General features: G+C 62.5%; 24 protein-coding genes. 18 read left to right on the top strand and 6 right to left on the bottom strand.

Annotation, left to right across the window (positions count from 1 at the left end):
* The first annotated feature begins 52 nt into the window (after positions 1-52).
* Complete coding sequence (locus ABIB73_RS08710) at positions 53-595, top strand: cytochrome family protein (protein ID WP_354223064.1); 543 nt, start codon at positions 53-55, stop codon at positions 593-595.
* Between the two features lie 23 nt (positions 596-618).
* Here ABIB73_RS08710 and ABIB73_RS08705 read toward each other — a convergent pair whose 3' ends face one another.
* Together ABIB73_RS08705 and ABIB73_RS08700 are read right to left on the bottom strand one after the other, a co-directional pair.
* On the bottom strand, positions 619-2,004 hold the full coding sequence (locus tag ABIB73_RS08705; RefSeq protein ID WP_502918417.1) for a sensor histidine kinase: 1,386 nt from the start codon (positions 2,002-2,004) through the stop codon (positions 619-621).
* Positions 2,005-2,063: 59 nt separating this feature from the next.
* The gene (locus ABIB73_RS08700; protein WP_354224239.1) at positions 2,064-2,744 is read right to left on the bottom strand and encodes a response regulator transcription factor; all 681 of its coding nucleotides are present in this window, start codon (positions 2,742-2,744) and stop codon (positions 2,064-2,066) included.
* A gap of 398 nt (positions 2,745-3,142) precedes the next feature.
* On the opposite strand from ABIB73_RS08700, the gene ABIB73_RS08695 reads away from it, so the two are divergent.
* From ABIB73_RS08695 to ABIB73_RS08670, 6 genes are all read left to right on the top strand, one after another.
* Complete coding sequence (locus ABIB73_RS08695; protein WP_354223060.1) at positions 3,143-4,075, top strand: NAD(P)-dependent oxidoreductase; 933 nt, start codon at positions 3,143-3,145, stop codon at positions 4,073-4,075.
* A 334-nt stretch (positions 4,076-4,409) separates the two neighbouring features.
* Entirely contained in the window at positions 4,410-4,655 is a 246-nt protein-coding gene (locus ABIB73_RS08690) for a hypothetical protein (protein ID WP_354223058.1), read from the top strand.
* Positions 4,656-4,989: 334 nt separating this feature from the next.
* On the top strand, positions 4,990-5,445 hold the full coding sequence (locus ABIB73_RS08685; RefSeq protein WP_354223056.1) for a hypothetical protein: 456 nt from the start codon (positions 4,990-4,992) through the stop codon (positions 5,443-5,445).
* Between the two features lie 141 nt (positions 5,446-5,586).
* Complete coding sequence (locus ABIB73_RS08680; protein ID WP_354223054.1) at positions 5,587-6,747, top strand: aldo/keto reductase; 1,161 nt, start codon at positions 5,587-5,589, stop codon at positions 6,745-6,747.
* A complete protein-coding gene (locus ABIB73_RS08675) occupies positions 6,744-7,151 on the top strand; it encodes a cupin domain-containing protein (protein WP_354223052.1) in 408 nt (135 codons plus the stop codon). Before ABIB73_RS08680 ends, ABIB73_RS08675 begins: the two co-directional genes overlap by 4 nt.
* A gap of 171 nt (positions 7,152-7,322) precedes the next feature.
* Positions 7,323-7,520, top strand: coding sequence for a hypothetical protein (locus tag ABIB73_RS08670; RefSeq protein WP_502918425.1), 198 nt, complete (start codon positions 7,323-7,325; stop codon positions 7,518-7,520).
* A 492-nt stretch (positions 7,521-8,012) separates the two neighbouring features.
* Here ABIB73_RS08670 and ABIB73_RS08665 read toward each other — a convergent pair whose 3' ends face one another.
* Positions 8,013-8,477 carry a hypothetical protein gene (locus tag ABIB73_RS08665; RefSeq protein ID WP_354223050.1) on the bottom strand — a complete coding sequence of 155 codons (465 nt, stop codon included), beginning with the start codon at positions 8,475-8,477 and terminating at the stop codon, positions 8,013-8,015.
* 38 nt (positions 8,478-8,515) lie between these two features.
* Here ABIB73_RS08665 and ABIB73_RS08660 point away from each other — a divergent pair, with 38 nt between their 5' ends.
* Complete coding sequence (locus ABIB73_RS08660; protein WP_354223048.1) at positions 8,516-9,700, top strand: efflux RND transporter periplasmic adaptor subunit; 1,185 nt, start codon at positions 8,516-8,518, stop codon at positions 9,698-9,700.
* Positions 9,697-12,810, top strand: coding sequence for an efflux RND transporter permease subunit (locus ABIB73_RS08655; protein WP_354223046.1), 3,114 nt, complete (start codon positions 9,697-9,699; stop codon positions 12,808-12,810). Before ABIB73_RS08660 ends, ABIB73_RS08655 begins: the two co-directional genes overlap by 4 nt.
* A 204-nt stretch (positions 12,811-13,014) precedes the next feature.
* Here the strand turns inward: ABIB73_RS08655 and ABIB73_RS08650 are convergent, their stop codons facing one another.
* From ABIB73_RS08650 to gspD, 3 genes are all read right to left on the bottom strand, one after another.
* The gene (locus tag ABIB73_RS08650) at positions 13,015-13,263 is read right to left on the bottom strand and encodes a hypothetical protein (protein WP_354223044.1); all 249 of its coding nucleotides are present in this window, start codon (positions 13,261-13,263) and stop codon (positions 13,015-13,017) included.
* 478 nt (positions 13,264-13,741) lie between these two features.
* On the bottom strand, positions 13,742-14,239 hold the full coding sequence (locus ABIB73_RS08645; RefSeq protein ID WP_354223042.1) for a tetratricopeptide repeat protein: 498 nt from the start codon (positions 14,237-14,239) through the stop codon (positions 13,742-13,744).
* 52 nt (positions 14,240-14,291) lie between these two features.
* The gene (gene gspD / locus ABIB73_RS08640; protein WP_354224237.1) at positions 14,292-16,637 is read right to left on the bottom strand and encodes a type II secretion system secretin GspD; all 2,346 of its coding nucleotides are present in this window, start codon (positions 16,635-16,637) and stop codon (positions 14,292-14,294) included.
* Positions 16,638-16,956: 319 nt separating this feature from the next.
* Between gspD and ABIB73_RS08635 the strand changes: the two genes are divergently transcribed.
* Genes ABIB73_RS08635 through gspM form a run of 9 tightly spaced genes read left to right on the top strand, consistent with a single transcriptional unit; the run spans position 16,957 to position 24,476 of the window.
* The gene (locus tag ABIB73_RS08635; protein WP_354223040.1) at positions 16,957-18,633 is read left to right on the top strand and encodes a GspE/PulE family protein; all 1,677 of its coding nucleotides are present in this window, start codon (positions 16,957-16,959) and stop codon (positions 18,631-18,633) included.
* A gap of 4 nt (positions 18,634-18,637) precedes the next feature.
* On the top strand, positions 18,638-19,849 hold the full coding sequence (locus ABIB73_RS08630; protein ID WP_354223038.1) for a type II secretion system F family protein: 1,212 nt from the start codon (positions 18,638-18,640) through the stop codon (positions 19,847-19,849).
* Positions 19,850-19,866: 17 nt separating this feature from the next.
* Positions 19,867-20,379, top strand: coding sequence for a type II secretion system major pseudopilin GspG (gene gspG, locus ABIB73_RS08625; RefSeq protein ID WP_354223036.1), 513 nt, complete (start codon positions 19,867-19,869; stop codon positions 20,377-20,379).
* A 5-nt stretch (positions 20,380-20,384) separates the two neighbouring features.
* Positions 20,385-20,849 carry a prepilin-type N-terminal cleavage/methylation domain-containing protein gene (locus tag ABIB73_RS08620; protein WP_354223034.1) on the top strand — a complete coding sequence of 155 codons (465 nt, stop codon included), beginning with the start codon at positions 20,385-20,387 and terminating at the stop codon, positions 20,847-20,849.
* Positions 20,824-21,234 carry a prepilin-type N-terminal cleavage/methylation domain-containing protein gene (locus ABIB73_RS08615; protein WP_354223032.1) on the top strand — a complete coding sequence of 137 codons (411 nt, stop codon included), beginning with the start codon at positions 20,824-20,826 and terminating at the stop codon, positions 21,232-21,234. Before ABIB73_RS08620 ends, ABIB73_RS08615 begins: the two co-directional genes overlap by 26 nt.
* Complete coding sequence (locus ABIB73_RS08610) at positions 21,231-21,938, top strand: PulJ/GspJ family protein (RefSeq protein ID WP_354223030.1); 708 nt, start codon at positions 21,231-21,233, stop codon at positions 21,936-21,938. The genes ABIB73_RS08615 and ABIB73_RS08610 overlap by 4 nt, the downstream gene beginning before the upstream one ends.
* On the top strand, positions 21,938-22,843 hold the full coding sequence (locus ABIB73_RS08605) for a type II secretion system minor pseudopilin (RefSeq protein ID WP_354223028.1): 906 nt from the start codon (positions 21,938-21,940) through the stop codon (positions 22,841-22,843). Before ABIB73_RS08610 ends, ABIB73_RS08605 begins: the two co-directional genes overlap by 1 nt.
* Positions 22,843-23,916 carry a PilN domain-containing protein gene (locus ABIB73_RS08600; RefSeq protein WP_354223026.1) on the top strand — a complete coding sequence of 358 codons (1,074 nt, stop codon included), beginning with the start codon at positions 22,843-22,845 and terminating at the stop codon, positions 23,914-23,916. The genes ABIB73_RS08605 and ABIB73_RS08600 overlap by 1 nt, the downstream gene beginning before the upstream one ends.
* Complete coding sequence (gspM, locus tag ABIB73_RS08595) at positions 23,913-24,476, top strand: type II secretion system protein GspM (protein WP_354223024.1); 564 nt, start codon at positions 23,913-23,915, stop codon at positions 24,474-24,476. Before ABIB73_RS08600 ends, gspM begins: the two co-directional genes overlap by 4 nt.
* The last annotated feature ends 9 nt before the right edge of the window (positions 24,477-24,485 follow it).

Here is a 24,485-nt window from a genome sequence, read left to right as displayed (position 1 = left end):
GTGAGTTTCCCCCAAACTCACTTGGTCGGCCTACCCGTTCGGAACAGCCGCCATGAACCTCGGTCCATTTTCTGCCATATCGAACAGCTCGCTGGCGCTTGGCGTGCCGTCGGCTTCTATTGTGTTCCTGCTAACAGCCGTTCTTGTCAGCTTGCCCGGTGCTCTTGCCGGGGCAACAGGCGGCGACTCCGCCGCTCAATCGACGACGTATGTGCCGAGCATCAGCGACATGATGATCGGCACGATTCAACCCAGGCACGAGCGGATATGGCGTGCCAAGGAGGCCGGCGACTGGGATTTTGCTGCTTACGAACTGGGCAATCTCCGCGGGGCGTTTGGCCGGCTCGGACGCGCGCATCCTATCGAGCAGAACAGCTCACTTCCCGACATGATCGAGTCCGTCACCAAGCAACCGCTCGAGGACCTGAAGGGTGCGATCGATCGGCGAGATGACGCCGATTTTGGCAAGGCCTATGACGAGCTCAGCGAGGCCTGCAATTCGTGTCACCAGGCGCTGAATCACGGCACGATCGTGATTGGCCGGCCGACCGGCGCGTCCCAATCAGACCTGATTTTCGGCAAGGCTGGACGGTAGCGCCGCATCTGCCCGCGCAACCGTCATATCTGCGACAGATTTGGCCCATTCGCCTTGTCAGGGCAAGCGATCTCGATCTGGCCTCCGGAGCCGGAATGGACAACCAGCCGGAAGCCATGCAGCTTGACGATGGCCGCCGCCAGGCTAAGGCCGAGCCCGACACCAGGCGTGTTGCGCATCTTGTCGGAGCGATAAAACCGTCGCAGCACGGCTTCACGCTCCCTCTCGCCGATGCCCGGCCCGGTATCGGTCACGCACACGATGGTTTCCTTGTCACCCCGCAATAGGTCCAGACCGACCTTCCCGCCAGCCGGCGTGAACTTGATGGCGTTGTCGACGAGATTCGCCACAGCCTCGAACAAAAGATCCCGGTCGCCCCAAACGTGCAGCTTGCGGTCGATATCCACACCAAGCTCGATGCTCTTGTCCTCGGCGATCGGTTCGTAGACGTCACAGACTTCATGCAAGATCTCGTCGAGCGCAACATTGCCGAACCCGGCCGAACGCCGGCTGTTCTCTATCTCCGTCAAGCGCAGGAGCGCGGTGACGATCGAGAGTGACTGGTCGATGCCTCCAATCGCCTTGTCCGCGACCATCTGAAGTTGCTCCAGGCTGGTGGCGTGCGTGCGCCCGCGTTCCAGGGACAAGCGGGCGCGTGTCAGCGGGGTTCGTAGATCGTGCGCAATATCGTTGCCAACGCCGGCCAGCGCGTTGATCATCGTTTCCATTTCATCGAGCATGCCGTTCACGATGATGGCCAGTCTGGAGAGCGGATCGTCGACATTTCGATGTGGAAGGCGCTCCCGGAGGTCACCGGCAATGATGCGCTGCACCCGCTGATTGACCTCCTCGACACGCCTTTGGGCGCGCACGCTCAACCAGGCTCCGGTCAACAGGCAAAGACACAGCGTCGGCAGCAGTCCGAGCGCGAGGGCTTGTCCCACGACGCTTGATATCTCGCGGGTCTCGTCGACATTCCGTCCCAATATGAGGACGTCGCCGTTTTCCAGACGCCGGCCGACCGCCCGTATCAGCGGATCGCCCCCCGGCGATTGATCAACTCGCGAAACCCTCGCGGCTTGAGCCCCCCCATCGACCCTGAAGCCTTGCGGCAGGCCCTGGAGATTGCCGGCAAGCCGGTTGCCGGAAGGATCGAACAATCCCGCATACTGGACGCCACGGGAATCCTGGCCGAGATGGTCTGAGATTGCATCAGCGCGTCGGTCGCGCGGCAGGGTCGCCATGAAATTGAGTTGTTGAGCGATCATGCGATCGGAACGCGTGATCAGATAGCCGTCGATCTTCCAGTAAATGAAGCCGAACAGCACGATCATGAAGATGGCGAATACAACGGCCACCGCCGTAGCCCACCGGAAGGTATTCGAGCGTATAAGCTGGAGCTGGCGCATCAATCTGGCCGGTTGTTGTCCGTACTTCATCCGATCGCCGGACTACGGCGCTGGCGCGCCTATTGCTGCGCCCGCAGAATGAACCCGGAGCCCCGGACATTGTGAATCATCTGGGGTTCCCCGGGGCCGTCGACCTTGTGCCGCAGGCGGCCCATATGCACGTCGACCAGATTGGTCGTGGCCGGGACGAATTTGTAGTTCCAGACTTCTTCTAGCAACATCGCGCGAGTCAACAACTGATCACTTCGCCGCATCATGTATTCGAGGAGGCGGAATTCGCGTGGCAACAGATCGATCTCCCGTTCGCCACGCCGGGCGGTACGCTCGATAAGATCGAGCTCGAGAGGACCGACTCGCAACGTCGTTCCCCGACTGTCCGCGGGACGACGAAGCAAGGCTTCTATTCTTGCTACGAGCTCCACGACGGCGAATGGCTTCGTCAGGTAATCGTCTCCGCCGCTTCGCAGGCCCCGCACCCGATCGTCGACGGCGCCGAGCGCGCTCAGCACCAGCACCGGGGTGCCAACCTGCTCCTTGCGCAACGCCTCGATGATTGTAAGGCCGTCCATGCCGGGCAGCATGCGATCGACGATCAGGACGTCGGGGTGCAACGCTCGGGCCTTGTCGAGGCCGTCAATTCCGTTTGACGCCCATTCGACCTCAAACCCTAGCTCGCTCAGCTCGGCCACGATCTCCTCAGCCGTTCCGCCGTCGTCTTCGATCAGAAGAACCTTCATCATCAGTTCGATCTCAGGTGTGCCAAATTGCCCAGCCAGCCGGTGGGAAATCATATGCTCGCGCATTGGCAAAGTCATAGGCCACCGCCCCGATCGCCGCGTTGAACGAGCCGGACCACGCTACCCCACCGATTCGGCGTAGCGCCGCCCGCTCCGGGTCACGCCGCCTTGGCAAAGCGCGGCAGGACCGTCAACGAGAGACATAGTCCCTCCTCCAAGGCGGTGCCATTAAATAGCAGTTTAAAGAGCTTAGGGGATCCGAGGCGAACCGTGCGCGGCCGCGCTCAAGCCGCACCAGGCAGGTCCGACCGTGCTTCTCCCAACAATGAAATCGATTTTAGACGACATTCCCTGACCGTCTCCCTACGTTCCACGATACGCTATCGAGAGAACGAGCCGCCATGCTGGACGATGTCGATGAACGGGCTACGAATGGCAATCCGCAGGTTGATCGGTGGATGTCACCCAAAATCGGATTCATCGGGCTTGGCCTGATGGGGACAGCCATGGCGGCCAATCTCGCGGCCGATGGTCGCGAGCTGTGCGCCTATGTGCGCCGGCCGGAGCGCATCAACGACCTCCAGGCGCTCGGCGTTGTGGCTACAACCCGTCGGCCGGACTTGTTCGACAGCGACATCATCATCACCATGCTGCCCGACGACGCTGCCGTGCGGAATGTTTTCTTTGGACAGTTCGGAATCTCGGAATCGTTACGACCCGGCGTGATCCATCTGTCGATGAGCACCATCAGCACCGGGGCCTCGGCCGCGCTCCTGCTCGAGCACGAGCGTCGCGGTCAAGGCTATGTCGCTGCCCCCGTGTTCGGTAACCCCGATGCGGCGAGAGCGCGCCAGCTCTCCGTCATCGTGGCAGGTGCCCCGGTATCCTGTGATCGTTGCCGGCCGGTGACGGATTCGCTCGGGCAGACTTTCGTTATTGGGAAGGATCCCGCGCAGGCCAATCTGATCAAGCTGCTCGGCAACATGATGACGGCGACGACCCTCGAAGTTCTCGGTGAGATCGTGACCGTGCTGCGGAAGCGTGGACAGGACCCTCAGCAATTCGTGGACATCATGACTGGCACGATGTTCGACAGCCGTGTCCACAAGAACTATGGCAGCCGACTCGTTGCCGGCAGCTACAAGCCAGGGCTGACGATGCCGCTGGCGCTCAAAGACGTCCGCCTGGCGCTCGCCGAGGCAGAAATGGCCGGCGCCCCGATGCCATCCGTCGGTGTCGTCCGCGACAGGCTAATCACGGGCATCGCTCGCGGCCACGGCGAACTCGACTGGACCGCACTCGGAATGGTGGCTTCAGAGGAAGCGGGCCTATAGCCCCCGCGCAGCGCGTCCGCATCGCCTGCAAAGAGGTGTCCGACGTGGGGGAGCAGCCCCCATCGCGCGGATATCCGGCTTGCTCATCTTGCATTCCACTCCATCTGCGCTGATGCGGGCTTCTCTCGCGCCGCGATTCGAATCTCCAAGGGAGAGCGACGCATTCCTGAAGTGCCAGTGAAGGCGTTGACGCAGTCTCGCTTCTTCCAGCCTTGAGTAACGCTCCATTGATGGATTGTGAATGTTTCGTGCCTTTGGCTGATCCGTGATCCATCCCACCTGCTCGGACGGGCCACTCGTTCATCCGGCCTGCTGTTTTCAATGGAGAACCTCAATGACGAATCTCAAACTGCTTTCGACTGGACTGATCGCGGTGGCAATGCTCGCTACGCCCGCCATGGCGCGCGAAAGCGGCAGCCTCGCCCGGCGGACCGCCGTGGAAGCCAATGCCGCTGTGCCGGCCGCGTCGATCTACTCGGCTGAGCGTGCCTGCGTTCCGGCGCCGCGCGTCGGCGCCTTTGCGACCGCGCCGTGGACCGGCAACAACGTTCCCTGCGAACCGGGCACCGGCGCGTTCTGATCGCCGTACCCTCTGCTTCGGCTGGCTCCGCTATTCGGCTCGCATTTTTTGCGCGCGCGGGTACCGTCGACCACCGGCCTGAAGAGCGGGCTGGACTCTGTTCCGGCCCGCTTTTTTCTTGGCCGGTCCTCCGGACGCGAACATCGATCAAGCGTCTCCCATTCGCGGCATCCTCAAACTTGCGGATCAAGCAGCATTCCAACTTTTGTGAAGGCGAATTGAATGGTGCGGACATCAAGCCTGCCTACTCTTTCCATTATCGCGAAAGCTCGTCACGCAGCCACACCCGGATCCTGCGTTGATCTGCGAAGCATCAAGTAGAAGGAGTGTTCCGATGAAACGGGTATTGATGATCCTGGCCACGGCCGCGCTCACCTTCGTGCTGGCCGTCGGCGCGGCCGATGCGCGGGGCGGCGGCGGAGGTGGTGGCGGTCACGGCGGAGGTTTCGGCGGTGGCGGGCATATGGGTGGATTTGGTGGAGGCGCGCACATCGGCGGCATCGGTGGCGGTGCTCATCTTGGCGGCCTTAGCGGCGGTGCGCATGTGGGCGGCTTCGGCGGAGGCGTTCATGTCGGCGGCATGGCGATGCGTGGCGACATGACACGAGTCGGTGGCGATCACTTCGGCCTAGGCGATCATTCCCATCCGTATGGCATGGGCATCCACGACCACGCCATGCACCAACACGGCCGATACCGGCCGGGCTACGGCTACTATTATGGCGATTCTGACTGCTACGACTGGTATGTCCTGCATCCCGATCAGCCGCTGCCACTGAGCTGCAGCTAGACTGTAGCCCTTACGTTCGGTCTGGATGGCCTGTGCAATCCGGACCGAGCCCCAATCAGAAGCCTCAATTCAAAGTGACGGCTCTGAAATCCAATTTACTGGCGCCCTGTCGCCAGCGGCCATACCTCAGGATTGGCTGGTTTGTCCATTCAGCGCCGCCAATGCGCCGCTGCAGCTCTCGATATCCAGAGAGGGGCACGGAACACAGCGAAGCATCGACATCAGCTCGCGCGGCCATCCCGAGCGTCGTCTCATGCAAGCGGGCGCAGACTAAAGGAGCTAGCAATGAACGCCGTCCCGAAGAAGAACATGGAATTCATCGACATTCCCGGCACATCCATTCGCGTATCCCGCATCGCACTGGGGACGTGGGCGATCGGCGGCTGGATGTGGGGCGGGACCGACGAAAGCGATGCCGTCAAGACGATTCAGGAAGCACTCGATAGCGGAATCAATCTCATCGACACCGCGCCCGTCTATGGATTCGGTCGTTCGGAGGAAATCGTCGGAGCAGCCCTCGCCGGCGACCGCCGCTGGAAGGCGGTCATCGCCACAAAGGCCGGACTCGACTGGAAGGACGGCAAGCCATTCCGCAACGCAAGCAAGGCACGCATTGTCGAAGAGGTCGAGAATTCGCTGAAGCGGCTTCGGACGGATGTCATCGATCTCTACCAGGTGCACTGGCCTGATCCGCGCGTACCGATTGCGGAAACCGCCGAAGCCATCGGCGCGCTGCATCGCGATGGGAAAATTCGGGCAGTTGGCGTCAGCAATTTCAGTCCGGCACAGATGGATGAATTCCGCAAGGTCGCGCCACTTCATACGGCGCAGCCACCCTACAATCTGTTCGAACGTGCCATCGAGCAGGACGTTCTCCCCTATTGCCAGGAGAAGAAGATCGCGCTCCTAGCCTACGGTTCGCTGTGCCGCGGTCTCTTGTCCGGCAGCATGTCCGCATCGAGCCAATTCACCGGCGACGACCTGCGCAAGAGCGACCCTAAATTCCGGTCGCCACGCTTTCAGCACTATCTTGACGCCGTTGGGCGGCTCGACCAGTTCGCGCGGGAACGCTTCGACCGGCGAGTGGTCCAATTGGCAGTACGCTGGGTGCTCGATCGCGGCGAGCGGAACATCGCGCTATGGGGGGCTCGGCGCGCCGAGCAGCTCTCGCCGATCGCCGGCGTGCTCGGGTGGCGGATTGATGCTGAAGCCATGGCCGAAATCGATCGAATTCTTCAGGAGACGATCAAGGATCCCATCGGTCCCGAATTCATGGCGCCTCCGGATCGGGAGGCGGCATGATGGACACGCGATCCGCCATCCAAATCGTGAGCCGGGACCGCTTCGACGCGACGACGGCCCAAACATCGGGCTCCCAGCGTTTCGCCGCGATCGGACCAACCCTGGGCATCAGTTCGACCATTTGGGGCGGCCTCTTCGAGGTCGAGCCAGGCGCACGAACCGGCATCCACCATCACGGCGAACAGGACACGATCGCATTCGTCCTGTCGGGCCGGTGCGAAGTTCGCTGGGGCGACAGGGGCGAGTTCTCCGCACGCGCGAAGGCCGGCGACTTCATTCATGTTCCCGCGTTTCTTCCGCATATGGAGATCAATCCCTCCCAGCTCCTTCCTTTCCGATGGGTCGTGGTGCGCAGCACGCCTGTGCCGATCGTCGTCAATCTGCCGGACGGGCTCTGGTCATGAGCGAGGCGGCCTAACCCCGACATCTTTGATTTGCCCTGCAAACACGGAACAGACACGGAAGATAAACACGCCACTTTTCCAGCCGTAGAGGTCACGCGCCGTACGGTCATCGAGACCGGCACCACCGCACTCCTGTTGGCGGAATGGTGTTCGGCGTAGGTGCAGCCCTGCATGAGGACCTCGTGTTCGACCCTTCCGGAGCTGGACGAGCGCTCCAATCCACTGAAGAGCAAGGGAATCGGCGAGCTCGGGATCTGTGGTGCTGGAGCTGCAATCGCCAACGCGATCTACAATGCCTGCGGCGCAAGGATCAGGAATTATCCGATCACACTCGACAAGATTCTCACCCATTTGCCGACACAGGCCTGAGCGTTTGTTAAACGCCATTGATCTGCGCCGCACTTGAAGGACGAATCGACCCGCCTCGGCGGGTCCTTCTCTTTGTTCCCTTTGGGATTGCCGCTGTCGGAGATCGACGTCACGCGAATTTCGTGCAAAACCGCAAGGGCATCCGTCTAGCGATTGTCAGGTTCAGTGCACCGCTTCTCTACAATGGAGCACGCCCGTGAGATATCGCTTGATCGCCGCCGCCTGCCTTGCCTTCCTCGCTGGCGGTGGAGCGCTTGCACAGGTGACAGGAATGGCGCTCCCGACTCCGACGGTGGGAACGACTTCCCCGCTCGGCAGCAGCACGGGGGCGCCGATTTCGCCCCTGGGGATCGGTCTTGGTGCAACCGAACTTCCTTCGTCAGGCATCAGCCCGGCCGCTATAGTCACCGGCAGCATCGCCATTCCGTCCACCGGCACCGGATGCTCAACCCTCGGTCTCTCGCCGAGCGGAACGTACGGCTCGACGTCGACCTATGACGGCGGCGGAATGGCGATGGCCGGATCAACAGCGACCGCCGGCAGCGCGGACGGGAATACAGCAGCATCGATAGACATGTCGTCAGGGATAGCGGCGACCTCGTCGATGTCGGGAATGACGCAAAGCTCCGGGATGTCGACCACATCGGGCACCCTCGATACCGCCGGTATGTCCGGCATGTGCGGCTCCGGCTCGAGCAGTATCGCCGCATCCTCGAGCCCGAGTTCGACGGCCCCGACAACGCTCGGCGGCAGTCCCAAGACCGGCATTCCGCTCGACTCAACGGAGATTGGCAGCCTCGGTGTCAGCTCTGCGGCACTCCTTCCCACGCTGGCAGCGCCGCTCGTGACAGGCAACATCGCGCCGACCTTGCCGACAGTGCCGACTGTAACCGCCCCCACTACAGCGCCCGCTTCGATCGCGACACCTGGATGCTCATCCTTCGCATCCGCATCCACGGGCGGCTGCTGAGCTTCTTCCTTCCGGAGCAACATCCATGAAAATGAAGATTGTCATCTCGGCCGCCGTGTCGGCCGCGGTCATCGCGAGCGCCGGCCTGCTGCACTTTGCGCATCTCGACCCCTTGCAGAAGGCCGCCGCTGCACCGGCTCCGGTGCCACCTGTTCCGATCGTCGCCGGTACCGTAACCCAGCACGACGTACCGATCTATCTGACCGGCGTCGGCACAGTGATTGCCTACAACACGGATATCGTGCGAGCGCAGATCCAGGGGCAGATCATCAGTATCAACTTTACCGAGGGCCAGCAGGTCCATGCTGGCGATCTGCTCGCACAGATCGATCCGCGGCCCTACCAGGCCTTGATCGATCAATATACCGCCAACCTGGAGCGCGATCAGGCGCAACTCGCAAATGCGCGGGCCAATCAAGCCCGTTACAACCAGCTCGGCGACAAAGGCTGGGCCACGCCGCAATTGATTGAAACGCAAAATGCGCAGGTCAGCCAGCTGCAGGCGGCGATCAAGGCCGACCAGGCCCTGATCGATGCTGCGAAAGTACAGCTCAGTTTCACGCGGCTTACGTCTCCAATCAACGGGGTGGTTGGCATTCGCCAGATCGACGTGGGCAACATCATTAGCCCGTCAAGCACGAATGGCCTCTGTGTCGTGACCCAGCTGGACCCGATCTCGCTGATCTTTACTCTGCCTGAGACCGTTCTTCCGCAGATCCAGCAACAGCAGCGGAAAACGAAAACGCCTCTCTCCGTTCTGGCCTACAACCAGGACAATACGATTCGGCTTGGCGACGGACAGCTCGGGCTTGTCAATAATGAGATCCTGCAGACCACTGGCTCGATCCAGCTCAAGGCGAACTTTCCCAACAAGCAGAACAGCCTCTGGCCCGGCGAGCTCGTCAATGCACGACTGCTGCTCGATACGCGGCAGAACGGCCTGACCGTTCCCGCCGCCGTTGTCCAGCAAGGACCGAACGGGCCATATGCTTACGTCATCAATCCGGACAACACGGTCTCTCTCCGCCAGATCAAGGTCGCGCAGGTCAGCGACGGTCAGGCGCTGATTGATTCCGGTCTGAAAGCCGATGAGCAGGTCGTGGTCGATGGACAATACAAGCTGCGGCCGGGAACACACGTCGTTCCATTACACGGCAAGGCTGCAGAGGAAGCCGCCGCTCAAGACGCATTGCAGGCACCTATCCCATGAACATCTCCGCACCCTTCATCCGCCGACCGATCGCGACCGCGCTGTTGATGATCGGATTGTTGGCTGCCGGACTTGTCGCGTATCCGTTGCTGCCGGTGGCTGCACTGCCGAATGTCAACTATCCAACGCTGACGGTTACCGCCCAGCTGCCGGGCGCGGACCCGCAGACGATGGCCTCTTCGGTCGCTTCTCCCCTCGAGCTTCAATTCGGGGAAATCCCCGGGCTCACGCAGATGACCTCGGCGAGCGCGCTCGGCTACACCCAAGTCACGCTGCAATTCGACTTGAACCGCCAGATTGACGGCGCAGTCAGCGATACGCTGTCGGCCATCAACGCGGCAAGTCCGTATCTGCCCACCGGCATGCCCTATCCGCCGACGATCCGGAAGGTCAATCCGGCCGATACGCCGATCCTCGTGCTGGGTCTTACCTCGGACAGTCTGCCGCTCACGACCGTCGATGCGTTTGCCGAGAACATCCTGCTGCAGAAGATCTCGCAGATTCAGGGCGTGGGCCTTGTCGGCATCGGCGGCCAGCAGAAGGCCTCTGTGCGCGTCCAGGTCGATCCGCAGGCACTGGCCGCACGCGGCATCAACCTGGAGGATGTTCGTACCGTTCTTGGCCAGGCCAACATCGATTTGGCCAAGGGAACGCTCAATAGCCCGCGCCAGACCTATACGCTCAACACCAACGATCAACTGTTCCACCCGGATCAATATGCTGATCTGGTCATTGCCTATCGCAACGGATCGCCGGTCAGGATTCGCGACATCGGACGCGCCATCAGCGCGGGAGAAAACGATCTGATAGCAGGCTGGTACAACAACAGGCGCGCCATCATTCTTGCCGTGCAGCGTCAGCCTGGGGCCAATGTCATCGAGACGGTGCAGCGCATCAGAGCGATGATGCCGACCCTCCAGGCGTCGATCCCTGCCGATATCAAGATCAACGTCGTTTCGGATCGCACCCAGACGATCCGCGCCTCGGTTGCGGACGTGCAGTTCACGCTGCTCCTGACGATTGCTCTCGTCGTGATGGTGATCTTCATATTCCTTCGTAGCTTCTGGGCAACCATCATTCCAGCCGTCACGGTGCCACTCTCGCTGATCGGCACTTTCGCGATCCTCTACGAAATGGGCTATAGCCTGGACAATCTCTCGCTGATGGCGCTGTCGATCGCCGTCGGATTCGTCGTCGACGACGCGGTCGTCGAGATCGAGAACATCACGCGACATATCGAGGAAGGCCTGTCTCCATACGACGCCGCTATGAAGGGATCCGGCGAGATCGGCTTCACGGTGATGGCTATCACGTTCTCCTTGATCGCCGTCTTCATTCCGCTTTTCCTGATGAGCGGCTATGTCGGCCTTCTATTCCGCGAATTCGCGATCACCGTGAGCGTCGCGCTGGTGCTCTCCCTGGTGATCTCCCGCACCCTGACGCCGATGATGTGCGCGTATCTGCTCAAGCCCGAGAGTCACGAGCACGGGCGCCTCTACTGCTGGTCCGAGCGCGGCTTCGATCTGCTTCTCAACGCCTACGAAGCGGGACTGAAGGTCGTGCTCCGGCATCGCTTCACCACCTTGATGGTCATGATCGGCACCATCGCGTTGACCGGCTGTCTCTACGTCATCATTCCCAAGGGCTTCTTTCCTCAGCAGGATACCGGCCTGATCCTGGGCCAGTCGGAAGCCGCGCAGGACATCTCGTTCCAGGCGATGGCCGAGCGTCAGCAAGCAATGCTTGACGCGATCGTGCGGGATCCTGCCGTTGCATCGGTGGGCTCGGCGGTCGGCGCCGGCGGCGGCACCTACACCGTTAACGACGGCCGCGTATTCATCCAGCTCAAGTCTGCCGACCAGCGCGACCCGATCGACAAGGTGATCGCACGACTTCACGCCACTCTTGCCAAGATCCAGGGCATTACCCTCTACATGCAGCCCGCGCAGGACATCACCGTCGGCGCGCGCCTGAACAAGACCCAGTTCCAGTACACCATGAACGATGCCGATCAGGGCGAGCTCAGCCATTGGACGGGCCTGTTCCTCGACAAGATCAAGACCCTGCCCACCGTCGCGGACGTGACGACCGACCAACTCAATGCCGGACCGCTGCTCGACATCGCGATCAAGCGCGAGGTCGCCTCGTCCTATGGCATCCTTCCGTACACGATCGACAACACGCTCGACGACGCATTCGGACAGCGGATCGTCTCGACGATGTATACCACACTGCAGCAATATCACGTGATCCTGGAGGTCAACCCGAAGTTCCAGTATGGACCGGAAGCGCTCAACAACATTTACGTCAAATCGTCGAGCGGCCAGCAGGTACCGCTGTCGACGCTGGTCGATTCGGTGGTGAAGGTCGCGCCGCTCGTCGTGAACCACCAGGGACAATTCCCCTCCGTGACGATCTCGTTCAATCTGGCGCCCGGAGCCGCAATCGGTCAGGCGGTGAGCGGCATACAGTCGATCGCGAAGGAGCTGCATCCGCCGCTGTCACTGCAGACGAGCTTCCAGGGCAACGCCCAGGCGTTCGGTGCCTCGTTGAAGAGCACGCCGGTCCTGATCGGCGCGTCGCTGTTCGTGATCTACCTCATCCTCGGTGTGCTCTATGAAAGCACGATCCATCCCATCACGATCATCTCGACGCTCCCCTCGGCGGGCGTCGGCGCGCTTTTGCTGCTGATGGCCGCTCATTTCGACCTGAGTGTGATCGCGGTGGTCGGGATCGTTCTGCTCATCGGCATCGTCAAGAAGAACGGCATCATGCTTGTCGACTTCGCGATCCAGGCCGAGCAAACTGAGGGCCTTACACCGGAGCAGTCGATCTACCAGGCCTGCATCAAGCGCTTTCGTCCGATCCTGATGACGACGATGGCCGCGCTCCTCGGCGCCGTACCGATGATGGTCGGCACTGGTGTCGGATCGGAGATCCGTCAGCCATTGGGCTACGCAATCGTCGGCGGTCTCGCATTGTCTCAGGTGCTCACGCTCTACACCACGCCAATCATCTACCTCTACCTCGACCGGTTGCAGAATTGGCTGTTCGGCGCGCGACGGCATCAAGCGGCGTCACGCGACGTCCATCCGGCGCCTGCGGAATAAGCGACGGCAACGCCAATCGCGGAGTATTCATCAGGTCTTGTGATCGAATCGATCTGAAAACTGCGTTGGTGTGCTGTCGTGGCGCTCCTACCTCATAGGGAGTAAGGCGGACCTTTCGAGCAATGCTCGATCGATTCACCAGCAAGCAATATGAGGAGATACTGAATGCCGCTCGATAGTCCACGGCGCACCGCCCTTGTCAACTTATGCGCGTTGGCGGCTGGGACCGCTGCCCTTGCAGCCGCTCCCTCGCATGCGGCCACGACCGCGCAGATCATCCCGCCCGGTACCCAGCGACAGGCCGCGCACGGCCGATTGGGCAAGAAAGGCCGTGTCCTGAAACGCTCGGCGCTCCACGAAATCGGCTTCGTCGCGGACGGACTCGATCGCCAGGACCTGCAGGCGCGACCACAATGCCTGTAGCGCCTCCTTCGCCGCCTTGACGTTCATCATCCAGCTCGCAATTCGGGCTGCCCGGCGAACGGCGACCCTCTGGTCCCGACGTCCGTAGGCTTATCCGAAACGCTGGCTTGGATCCCGGCTTCAGGCAAGCCGGCAAGCGCACTCTAAACAGGTTTCTACCGTCCCGGCGGGAAACGTAGGCGTGACGAGCCATCTTCAAGACCGTGTCCGATGTGAGCGACACAGCTCGCGCCGCCGCGGCGGAATGCGGCCTGTTTCATTATCACGAGAGAATTTCGGGGATTGGTAGCTACCCAATCTGTGGTAGCGGGAGAGCGCTACCGTCTTTCCCCACACCAACCAAACCTACGATATCTCATCCAATCCTCCGCGTGAGCCGGTTCAGTGGGCCCCAGCGGCTCCGCTTTTAGGCTCCCGAAGGCCTGTGTTGGAGGGCACCAGCGCTGACATCAAGGAATGCGCCCAGGTTCGAGGAGAATCGAAAAGGTTGACGCCTCGCGCTGAATCGCTACCTGCCGGTCGGGCGTGGCTCCGGCACGGGGCGCCCGGGTACCCATCTCAATGCAAGCTGCTGGCCGGCGACGATCTCGTTGCGGGAGAGCTTTGATGCGACCGCGTCCCGGAACCTGAGATAGACCTCTCGCTGTCGCCCGCCTGCGCGGCCCGCCGCCAGGTTGAGCCATTTGTAGGCGAGCACGAAGTCCCCGGGAACGCCGTGCCCCCTGTCATACATCAGGCCGAGCATGGCTTGCGCGAACGGGTCTCCCTGCTCGGCCCCGCGAAAGTAGAGATCGGCGGCGGCGTCATAAGCTTGTGGGACGCCGAAGCCATGCTCGTACATGAAGCCGAGAAGGCCGAGGGCTCTCGCGTTGCCGCGTTCGGCCGGCGGCGAGAGCTCCCGAGCCGCGCGGGCATAATCGCCGTGATGGAAGGCGGCGGATCCACGCGAGACACTATCGGCGCTCGCGATGGACGTCGTCGCCGCAAAAAGCGCAAAAGCAAGCAAGACGCAGAGGGGCGTCCGCGGCGCAAGCGCGCGGATCGCCGTCCGGTACGGCTCAGTGGAAGCTGGTGGTGATCGGCGCATTGGTCGATGTCGTGGCGATGCTGCCGCGCAATCTAGATCGAAGCTCCTCGGCGACGACGTGGGCGTCGGAACCGTCACGAATGATCTGCGGGCGGATAAAGATGATCAGCTCTGTGCGCTGGGTGGCGTTGCTCTGATGCCCGAAGGCATCGCCAAGGCCGGGGATTTGGTCCAGCACGGGAAGCGCGTTGCGGGAGCCGCTCTGCTGCTCGCTGATCAGGCCGGCCAGCAGCACGGTCTGACCGTTGACGACCGCGATCTGGCTCTTGACGCGCCGCTCCGACACCGTCGGCGTCAGGCTGTTCGCGCTGGTCGCGGACACATTGCTGATCTCCTGCTCGATATCGAGCCGCACCGTGCCGTTCACGCTGACGCGCGGCGAGACCTTCAGGATGATGCCGGTGTTTCGATAGTCGATCGTGTTTACCACCGTGTTGCTCGTGGTCAGTACCGTCGCGCTGCCGGTCGACACCGGAACGACGTCGCCGACCTGCAAGGTCGCGACCTGGTTGTTGATCACGACGAGCGAAGGATTGGAGAGCACCTTGACGCTGGTGACGGCGTGCAGCGCATCCAGGATTAGGCTCGGCTGCGTTTCGGAACCGATCAGGAAATTGAAGCCCGGAAAGGCCCGGTTGATGAAGGCATTGGTGACCGAGCCTGCGACAGAGGCGGCACCGGTCGTTGCGTCCGTGACGGTTGCGGGAGCAGTGGTGGCCTGAGTATTGAGGATCGAACCGGTGTTCGGCTTCAGGCCGAGGTTCCTGCTGGTGAGATAGGTCTGCACGCCATAGGACAGAGTGTTGTTCAGCGTAACCTCGGCGATCGTCGCGTCGATGGCAACCTGGAGCTGCGGTTCGTCGATCTGGAGCAGCGTGGCCTCGATGATGCGGTAGTTGGCCTGGTCGGCATAGATCAGGAGATTGTTGTTCACGGCATCGGGCGTGATCCGCACGTCCTGCATCGCAGGCTGGCCGTTGCCAGTGCCGGAGCCGCGTCCACTGTCGAGCGCGGCATTGTTGCCCTGGCTCTGATTGGGATTGTTCGCTTGTCCACCGGCGCCAATGCCCTGGCCCATCGCGCCCGCCGCCGAATTGCCGCGAGATGCAAAGCCACCTATGTTCGAGCTTGAATTGCCGTTGAGCGACAGACGGTCAGCTACGCTCGATGTCGCCACGGCTCCGGAGCCCGGCGCGACCTGGCTGTCGGCACTGTCAAGCAGGTTGCCGGACGATCCGCCGAGGAACATGTCGGTCAGAACCCGCGCGATCTGGCGCGCATCGCCGTACTTGACGCGGTAGACATGGACCGTGGTTCGCGCGGTGTCGTTGCGGTCGAGACGCTTGATCCACGTCGCGGCCGTGCGCAGCATCTCCGGCTTCTTGGTCACCACCATCACCGCGTTGAGGCGGGTGATCGGCATGAACTTGATGACATTCTGGCTGAGGCCATTCTCGCCGGAATCGACGATCTTCTCCAGCTCGGCTATGACCGGCGCGGGCGAGCCGCTCGATACCGGGAAGATGCCGACGGATTGACCACGCATCCAGTCCACATCGAAGCTTAGCACGGTGTCGACGGCGGTGCGGCGCTCCGCGCCGGTGCCCTGGATCAAAAGCAGATTTCGCGTCGTGTCGGCGCGGATCGCACCGGCCCGCGTGGCAAAGCTGTCGGTCAACTTCAGCAGGGTCTGTGCCGATACATATTGCAAGGGAACGACCGAGATACCAAACCCGGGCTCGGGATTGGCCGCGGCTGCGTCGAGGCGGCCGCCACCGACCGCGTCGCCGAGCGGCGTCAGGCGATAGCCCGTCGTGTCATGCAGCAGCACGACACCGCTGAGGCGGAGTGCATTTTCAAGCACGAAGACCATGTCCGATTTCGGCACCGGGCGAACCGATACCAGGCTCACCGTACCCTGCACGCGCGGGTCGATTGTGTATCCGACATGCAGGATATCGCCGAGCACGACCTTGGCGACGGTCGCCACGGGCGTGTTTTCGAAATTCAGATCGAAACCATTGCCGTTCGGCGTGGGCATCAGCCGATCGTCCGCCACGGCCGTTACTTCGCTTCCCTCATACATCGCCGCGCGGACGTTGCCGCCGCCCTGGCTACCGGTCGTTGCCGCCAAAGCGTTCACCGGCTGGGGCTGGCGCGGCAACAGATCCAGCGAACGCACCTTGTCTGAAACGTCCAGCTGCGCCGCGTCGACGCCTGCGTCGCCGACCGTCGCGGAGTTGCAGGACACCAACAACACTAGCGATGACAAAACAAACACGGCTCCAAAGCCGCCACGAATCGGGCGGCGGCCCATTGTGCCTACGCGTTGCATGAAGGCCCTTCGCTCTGGCTGCTGTTCGATTGCTTTCGACGATCTGTTCTGCCTTGGCGGACTCTTAGCGAGCGAACATGACAGAAATAAATTAGTTACATGATTGTCGTTCGCGACCTGAACTTCGCATCGCACCAGAACTTCGTGAAGCAGCCGCGCCGTGTTGCCCGTATCCGCGATGTTGAGCAAGACAGAAGATGTGACTTCGCACGGCTGTCACACTTCGGATCGATAACCATACAGTTGAGGGAAGCCGAACGCTACGGCGCGCTGATCCAAGATAGTGTGGCGGGACAACAGAATGGCCAACGATCTGCCCGCTCGGTTCGTGGATTATCTCCGTCAGAACAACCAGCTTACGCCGATCGATGGGCCGGCCGACCGCACCGGACAGGGCGCCGACCATCGCCATTTGAAGCTGTGGGAGGTCACCAGCCTCTCGCCGACCGAATTTTCCGAGGCGGCCGCGCGTTTCTTTGCGCTCGGCCGCATCACGCTCCAGGAGATGACGGCGGCTGAGCCGCTGGTCGGATCGTTCTCGCCGCGCTTCCTGCGCGAAACCATGGTCTATCCGTGCAGGGCAGCCGATGGAACAACGACGCTCGCTGTCGTCGACCCGACCGACCAGGCAACTCAGAGGGCGGCGCAGATCGTGCTCGGTGCCGGCATCACGATGAAGGTGGCGTCATCGGAAGATGTCGCCATCGTGCTGAACAAGAGTTTCAGCGCCGAGGAGCCCCAGGCCGTCGAAACCGCGACGGCACTGCCGCGCGAAGACGATATCGAGAGCCTGCGCGATCTTGCGAGCGGCGCTCCGGTGGTGCGCGCGGTCAACGATCTGATCGAGAAAGCGGTCGAACTTCGTGCCAGCGATATCCATATCGAGCCGTTTGCCGGCGGACTCACGGTCCGCCTGCGGATCGACGGTCTGCTGCGGCCGGTCGCGGCGTTGTCGGGCGTGCTGCCTCAGGCGGTGGTCTCCCGTATCAAGATCATTGCCAATCTCAATATTGCCGAGCGCCGCTTGCCGCAGGACGGTGCGGCGAGACTGCGGGCCGGGCGCGCCGAGATCGATATCCGCGTCGCGATCATGCCAACACAGCACGGCGAATCCGCCGTCATCCGTATCCTTCCGAAGGATCGTGGCCTGCTGATCGTTGAAAAGCTTGGCTTCTCGGTGCCTGACGAAGGCAAGCTGCGGCGGCTCTTGAAGCTGCCGCATGGCATGATTGTGATCACAGGGCCGACCGGCAGCGGCAAGACCACGACGCTCGCGACGATCCTGTCGATCCTCAACGAGCCCAGCCGCAAGATTCTCACGATCGAGGATCCGGTCGAATACGAGATTCCCGGCGTCAACCAGTCTCAGATCAAGCCAGCGATCGGTCTGACCTTCGCCACTGCCCTTCGGTCTTTCGTTCGTCAGGACCCTGACGTCATCATGGTCGGCGAAATCCGCGATTCCGAGACCGCGCATGTCGCGGTGCATGCGGCGTTAACTGGACATTTGGTGCTGACGACGCTGCACACCGAGACGGCGTCAGCCGCAGTGCCGCGACTGCTTGACCTCGGCGTCGAGGGCTATCTGCTCCGTTCGGTGTTGCGCGGCGTGGTCGCGCAGCGTCTCGTCCGCCAATTGTGCGAGCGATGCAAGGTGGCGCGACCGCTTGCAACGGCCGACTTCACCGAGGATCCGAGGCTCGCCGCGCTCGGGTTCCGCGCCGGCGAGACCATTCAGGAGCCTTGCGGTTGCGAGCGCTGTAGCGGAACCGGCTATCGCGGTCGCCTCGGCATATTCGAGCTGCTCGAATTTTCCAGTGAACTGCGCGAACTGATTGGAGAGCGAACCGACGGGTTGAAGATCGACGCAATGGCGATCCGCGAGGGCATGACCACGATGCTCGACGACGGGGTCGCCAAGTGCCGCGTCGGATCGACCTCGCCCACCGAAATCCTCCGCGTTGCGACCGTCCGGTGACACCGTGCCGAATTTTCGCTACCGAGCCCTGACCCAAGCCGGCGAGATCGTGAACGGCACGATCTCCGCTCCGACCGCGGCCGAAGTCGCGCGTCGGATCGAGTATCTCAAGCTCCTGCCGATCGAAACCACCGAGGACAAACGCGCGTCCGCCGCCACGGGAGGCCGCAGCCTGTTCGGCGGGCCGAGCTCTGCCGAAGTCACTACGTTCACGCACGATCTCGCGCTGCTGCTCAAGGCCGGCGCGCGCCTTGACGATGCGCTGGAGCTTCTCTCTGGCGACGCCGATGTCGGGCGGATGCGTCCGGTGGTCGCCAAGATTCGCGCTGCCCTGCTCACGGGCGAGAGCTTTGCCGATGCAGTGGCCGATCATCCGGCCCTGTTTCAGCCGATGTACGTCGCGCTAGTCCGCGTTGGCGAAATCTCCGGCACTCTCGATGCGGTGCTGGAGATGCTGGGGGCCGAGCGCGCCCGCGCCGAACTGATGCGGCGGAAGCTGACCGATGCGATGCAGTACCCTGCGTTCGTGCTGGTCGCGGCGTCCGGTGTGATGCTGTTTTTCCTCCTGTTCGTGCTGCCGCAGTTTTCCAGCGTGCTCGGTGATTTCGGCGGCAAGTCGGACACGGCGCTCGCCAGCTTCATCGCGCTGTCGGATTTCCTCCGTGCCAACGCCACGGCCGCGAGCTTAATTGCAGCGGCGGCGATCGCCCTTGCATGGTGGTTGCTGCGGCAGGCGCGCGTGCGTGCCGCACTGATCAGCACCGTCGCGCGGGTTCCGGGCATTCGCGGCGCCTTCCAGTTTTATCGCGCCAGTCTGTTCTGCCGTAATCTGGGTGTCCTGCTCGGCAGCGGCGTCAACCTCACCGCCGCGCTGCGCATTCTCGTCGACATCATGGCGGTGACGGGAAGCGAGGCGAACTGGACCGCTGCCGCCGACCGCGTCCGTCACGGCGGAAAGCTATCGGAGGCGCTCGCCGTGGCGGACAGCCTGCCGCCCATGGCGGTCCGCATGCTGCGGCTCGGTGAAGAGACCGGGCAGCTTCCAGTGTTGGCCGGGCGGGTCGCAGAATTCTACGAAGCAAAATTGCAGCGCAGCCTGGACCGCGTCGTCGGCATCGTCGGGCCACTGGCGATCATCACCATCAGCACCGTCGTCGGTGGACTGATCGTATCGGTGATGACAGCGCTGCTCTCGGTCACGCAGCTTGTCGGTTAGAGCAGGGATCATCGATCATGATATTGCGCAACACCATCATTGGCGCATTTTCCACGCAGGTGAAACGCGGCCGCGTGCGGTCGCGAAGGTCCAGGCATCCGGGGGAAGAGGGCTTCACGCTCGTCGAGATGCTGGTGGTGATTGCGATCATCGGCCTCATCATGGGGCTGATCGGGCCGCGTGTTCTCAACTATCTCAGCGAATCCAAGGTCAAGACGGCGCGCATTCAGCTCCAGAGCTTCTCAAGCGCGCTCGACCTGTTCTATCTCGATGCCGGCCGGTTCCCGTCCACGGCGGAGGGACTTGCCGCGTTGGTCCGGCGCACGCCGGGGGTCGCGGCCTGGAATGGCCCGTATCTGAAGGGTGGCAACGTCCCGAACGATCCCTGGAATCACGCCTACGTCTATCACGCGCCCGGCGAGCACGGGCCTTACGACATCGTCTCCTACGGCGCCGACGGACAGGAGGGCGGCAGCGGCACCTCGGCCGACATTTCGCTCGAGAAGACGACCGCCGCCAGGGATGAATGACGGGAATGACTGACGCCACGCAGCGCGGCTTCACCCTGCTCGAGATGGTGTGCGTGCTCGTCATCGTCGCGCTCATGGCCGCCGTGCTGCTTCCGTTCATTCCGCAGCAGACATCGCGATCACGGTTACAGGCCTATGCGTTGCAGACTGCGACGCTTCTGAAGGCAGATCGAAACGCCGCCATTGAGCGCAGCACCAGCGTTGCAACGCTGGTCGACGCGGCGAGCCGCGTGGTCCACTCGGGGTCCTCGCGCACGACGGTGCGAATTCCCGACGACGTTCGGTTCGATGCCATCCTGCCGCAGAGCTGCCAGCGCCAGGCCGCGCTATCGACCATCCGTTTCTTCGCCAATGGCGGTTCCTGCGGCGGCTCCATCGCGCTGACGCGGCTCGATGCGGGGTATGAGGTCCGCGTCAACTGGCTGACTGGAAGGGTTGAAATCATTGCTCGCGACATCGCCGCCAACTAGCTACGCCGAAGCGGGCTTCACGATCATCGAGGTGCTGGTCGCGCTCGCGCTGGTGGCTGTCTCGATCGGCGCGATCGGCGCTGTCATGGGCGGCAAGACGCGCGGCGTCCGGACCCTGGAGCAGCACGTCGCACTGATGCAGGCGACGCGCACCTTGATGACGATCGGCATTCCGTCGCGCGCGCAATTGCGGTCGGGCACGTCGACGGGACAGGCGGAAGGCTATCGCTGGACCATCGACGTCAGTCCGCTCGACGGTGACTGGACGGTTCCCGACGGCAACGTGCCCTGGGCCCCCGAGCTGGTCAGAATTCGCGTCGAATCTCCGGGCGGAGCCCTGTCCGATATCCGCACCGTGCGTCTGACGCCGAGGCCTTCGGAATGACCCCGGCAAGGACAGACCAGCGAACGCGCGAGCGCGGCTTCACGTTGATCGAGACCATCGTCGCACTGGTTCTGATGGGGCTGCTGCTGTCGGCACTCGCCAGCATCACGGCGCAATGGTTGCCGAGTTGGAACAGAGGCTTGGACAGGATCCAGCGCAACGAGCTGATCGGGATTGCGCTGGAGCGGATCGGCGCCGATCTCGCCGCGGCGGAGTTCGTCGCCGTCAATCGCGACACCCGCCGGCCGCTATTCGATGGATCCGAACTGTCCGTGATGTTCGTACGAACGTCCGTGGGACCGAATGCGGAGCGCGGGCTCGACGTGGTGCGCCTCGACGAAAGAAGGGATCGCGGCGAATTCATTACCGTTCGCACGCAGACGCGCTTCACGCCGCTCGCCGACGGGCTGTCGCTGACCGAACAGGTGCATCTCGGCAGCCCCGTCGTGCTGCTGCGCGCGCCGTATCGCCTGTCCTTTGCTTATGCCGGTACTGACAGGATATGGAAGAGCGCGTGGAAGGATGCCGATAGGTTGCCGACGATGATCCGCCTGACGGTGCGTGACGCAGCGAGCCAGCGTGTCTTGTCGGTCTCGACCATCGCGCCGGTCCATGTCCAGATTCCGAGCGACTGCACTAAGCCGGACGGCAATTGCAGCGACAAGCGCAATTCCGACGGCGTCCCGCAACAAGGCAAAACCTGATGGACGCGACGGGCAACATCGACCGATCTCCGGCCAATCGCGGCTTCGTCATCGTCGCAGTGCTGTGGATCCTTTTGGCGTTGTCGTCGCTGGCGATCATCTTCTCGGCCTATCTCGCCGCGTCGGCGCGGGCGCTAGCCGCCAACGACATGTCCTTGCAGACCGAGGCGCTAGTGTCGGCCGGACTTGAGCTCGCCGCCTATCGGTTGACGTTGACCGACGAGAAGGCGAGACCGCCCCGTGGCGCGTTTCATTTCGGCCTTAATGAGGCCAGCGTCGACGTGACGTTCACGTCGGAGGCCGGCCGCCTTGACCTGAACTACGCGTCGAAGGAGATGCTGGTCGGCCTCTTCGCCGTGCTCGGCGCCCGCAAGGACGCAGCCGCCGAATATGCCGATCGGATCATCGGCTGGCGAACCCGGCCCACGCCTGGCGCCGAAAACGTGGAAGCAGCCCGTTACAACGCGCTCGGCTATTCGCCCAGGCAAGGTCTGTTCACTCACGTCAATGAGCTGGCGCTGGTCGCGGGCGTTCCTGCTGCCCTGGTTGATCGCGCCCTGCCCTTCGTCACGGTGTTCAACGGCACGCCCGACGTCGATCCGGCCATCGCCTCGCCGGAAGTCGTGGCAACCCTGGACAGAGCATCGGGGAACGAGCAGAGCGGATTTGGAGCGCGTTCGGCTTCGCCGGGCGCCGGCGCTGGAACGCAGAATCCGCAAAGCGCGGCATCGACGGCGCAAAGTTCCTGTTATCGGATTGCGATTTCGATCCGATTTCGCAACGGCCGCCGTACCACGTCCGAGGCAGTGATCGCACTCGGTGACAAGGTCGAACCCTATCGCGTGTTGTCCTGGCAAGACGATGTCGAGCCACGCAATGCGGTCCTGCTTCGAGGGAGGAGTTGATGGCGATACTTGCCGAGGCAAAGCGATGGTTTGAGCAATGGATCAACGCAGTTGCGACCGCCGTTGATGACCTTGCAGGCAGGTTTGTGCGCCGGCGCAGCGTCGCGCTCAACCAGAACGCCGACGGCTCGTTCACCGCTTACCTTGCGGCGCCGAAAGACAGTTCGGATCCGGCTCGGCTTTCGTTCCGGCTCGACTGTGATGCGCCGCAGCCACCGCTGCCGGCGGATTGGAAGGCAGCTTTGAACGGAAGCCGTATCGAGGTGATGCTGCAGCCGGATCATGTTGTCAGCCGTCTGCTCGATTTTCCCAGCCAGGCGGCCGATTTCCTCGACGGCATGATCCGGGCACAGGTCGACCGATTGACGCCGTGGAGCGTCACAAACTCTGTCTTTGGCTGGGGTTCGCCGCAGCTCGCCGCCAATGACCGCATCGAAGTTGCGTTCTGCGCCACTTCCGCAGCCACGGTGGCCCCATTGATCGGGTTGGCGAAGGCGCTCGCGTGCGCCTCCGTAGCGGTCTCGGTGCCCTCCGTTGGCAGTGACGGCGCGCCGCTGCGCGTGACGCTGCTCGATCGAAGGCTGCGTGCCCTTGCCGGTCGAAAGGTTTCGCTTCTCCTGCGCGTTGGCCTCGCCTCGACAGCAGTCGCCGCCGCTGCGGCGCTGCTGATGAATATCTATCTCGGCGACTGGCTGCAATCGGAGCTGGATGATTTGCAGCACCGCATCTCGCAGCGTCGCGCCGCGCTACGCCTCGATGCCAATGGCGATTCATCCGGGCTCGGCCTGCTGGCCAAACGCAAGCAGACGACGCCGTCGAGCGTCATGCTTCTGGAGGCCCTTTCGCGCGTCCTGCCCGACACGACTTATGTGACCGAACTCCGCATCGAGGGAACCAAAGTGCAGGTGGTGGGAATGACCCAGGATGCACCATCTCTCATTCGGCTTCTGGAGCAGTCGCCGCAATTCACCCGTGCCACCTTCTTCGCGCCGACGACGCGCGCGGCGAACGAATCGGCAGAGCGGTTCCACGTTGAGGCCAACATCACCGCCTATTTCGGATCCGGCTCATGAGCGCAGCATCGCGGTCGTTGCTGGTTGTCAGCACCTCGCCACTGGTCGCGACGGCGAGCTATCTCGGACTTTTCGTGTTGCTGCTTTTTATCGTGATAGTCTCGCTATCCGAGCTTGTGGGGCGGCAAAGCGATGTTGCGGCGTCGACCGCAATGCTCGCGCAGTTGGAGGGCAGATCGAGGGCCAATACAGCGCCCGGCCAGCCAGCCATGCCGATCGGCTCGGCCTTTCTCGAGGGAGCGACAGTCACGGTTGCAGGAGCCACCTTACTGCAGCGGGTGTCGGGCGCAGTGGCCAAGTCCGGCGGCAGTGTCCTGTCGACCCAGCTCGATGTCCCCAGCGTCCCAGCCAAGGCCGGTTTCATCAGCATGGTCGCTAGCTGCGAGATCGAGCAGGCGCAATTGCAGCGGGTGCTTTACGATCTCGAAGCCGGCATGCCGTTCCTGTTCATCGACCAATTGGTCGTGCAACCCGTCTCTGACGGGCCAACCAAGGAGACCGATCCGGGCAAGCTGCGCGTTCTGCTGGGCGTATCCGGACAATGGCAGGGCGCCAAATGATGCGATGCC

Origin of the sequence: Bradyrhizobium sp. F1.4.3, from assembly GCF_040548375.1 — a bacterium.
In the GTDB taxonomy this organism is placed as follows: Bacteria; Pseudomonadota; Alphaproteobacteria; order Rhizobiales; family Xanthobacteraceae; genus Bradyrhizobium.
The sequence above is the reverse complement of the archived record's forward strand: the minus strand, read 5'-3'. Positions and strand labels throughout refer to the sequence as shown.

What these genes read in the sequence shown, in the direction of transcription:
- ABIB73_RS08710 (WP_354223064.1), top strand. Translation starts at nt 53, where the DNA reads ATGAACCTCGGTCCATTTTCTGCCATATCGAACAGCTCGCTGGCGCTT.
- ABIB73_RS08705 (WP_502918417.1), bottom strand. Translation starts at nt 2,004, where the DNA reads ATGCGCCAGCTCCAGCTTATACGCTCGAATACCTTCCGGTGGGCTACG.
- ABIB73_RS08700 (WP_354224239.1), bottom strand. Translation starts at nt 2,744, where the DNA reads ATGATGAAGGTTCTTCTGATCGAAGACGACGGCGGAACGGCTGAGGAG.
- ABIB73_RS08695 (WP_354223060.1), top strand. Translation starts at nt 3,143, where the DNA reads ATGCTGGACGATGTCGATGAACGGGCTACGAATGGCAATCCGCAGGTT.
- ABIB73_RS08690 (WP_354223058.1), top strand. Translation starts at nt 4,410, where the DNA reads ATGACGAATCTCAAACTGCTTTCGACTGGACTGATCGCGGTGGCAATG.
- ABIB73_RS08685 (WP_354223056.1), top strand. Translation starts at nt 4,990, where the DNA reads ATGAAACGGGTATTGATGATCCTGGCCACGGCCGCGCTCACCTTCGTG.
- ABIB73_RS08675 (WP_354223052.1), top strand. Translation starts at nt 6,744, where the DNA reads ATGATGGACACGCGATCCGCCATCCAAATCGTGAGCCGGGACCGCTTC.
- ABIB73_RS08670 (WP_502918425.1), top strand. Translation starts at nt 7,323, where the DNA reads ATGAGGACCTCGTGTTCGACCCTTCCGGAGCTGGACGAGCGCTCCAAT.
- ABIB73_RS08660 (WP_354223048.1), top strand. Translation starts at nt 8,516, where the DNA reads ATGAAAATGAAGATTGTCATCTCGGCCGCCGTGTCGGCCGCGGTCATC.
- ABIB73_RS08655 (WP_354223046.1), top strand. Translation starts at nt 9,697, where the DNA reads ATGAACATCTCCGCACCCTTCATCCGCCGACCGATCGCGACCGCGCTG.
- ABIB73_RS08650 (WP_354223044.1), bottom strand. Translation starts at nt 13,263, where the DNA reads ATGATGAACGTCAAGGCGGCGAAGGAGGCGCTACAGGCATTGTGGTCG.
- gspD (WP_354224237.1), bottom strand. Translation starts at nt 16,637, where the DNA reads ATGGGCCGCCGCCCGATTCGTGGCGGCTTTGGAGCCGTGTTTGTTTTG.
- ABIB73_RS08635 (WP_354223040.1), top strand. Translation starts at nt 16,957, where the DNA reads ATGGCCAACGATCTGCCCGCTCGGTTCGTGGATTATCTCCGTCAGAAC.
- gspG (WP_354223036.1), top strand. Translation starts at nt 19,867, where the DNA reads ATGATATTGCGCAACACCATCATTGGCGCATTTTCCACGCAGGTGAAA.
- ABIB73_RS08620 (WP_354223034.1), top strand. Translation starts at nt 20,385, where the DNA reads ATGACTGACGCCACGCAGCGCGGCTTCACCCTGCTCGAGATGGTGTGC.
- ABIB73_RS08610 (WP_354223030.1), top strand. Translation starts at nt 21,231, where the DNA reads ATGACCCCGGCAAGGACAGACCAGCGAACGCGCGAGCGCGGCTTCACG.
- ABIB73_RS08605 (WP_354223028.1), top strand. Translation starts at nt 21,938, where the DNA reads ATGGACGCGACGGGCAACATCGACCGATCTCCGGCCAATCGCGGCTTC.
- ABIB73_RS08600 (WP_354223026.1), top strand. Translation starts at nt 22,843, where the DNA reads ATGGCGATACTTGCCGAGGCAAAGCGATGGTTTGAGCAATGGATCAAC.
- gspM (WP_354223024.1), top strand. Translation starts at nt 23,913, where the DNA reads ATGAGCGCAGCATCGCGGTCGTTGCTGGTTGTCAGCACCTCGCCACTG.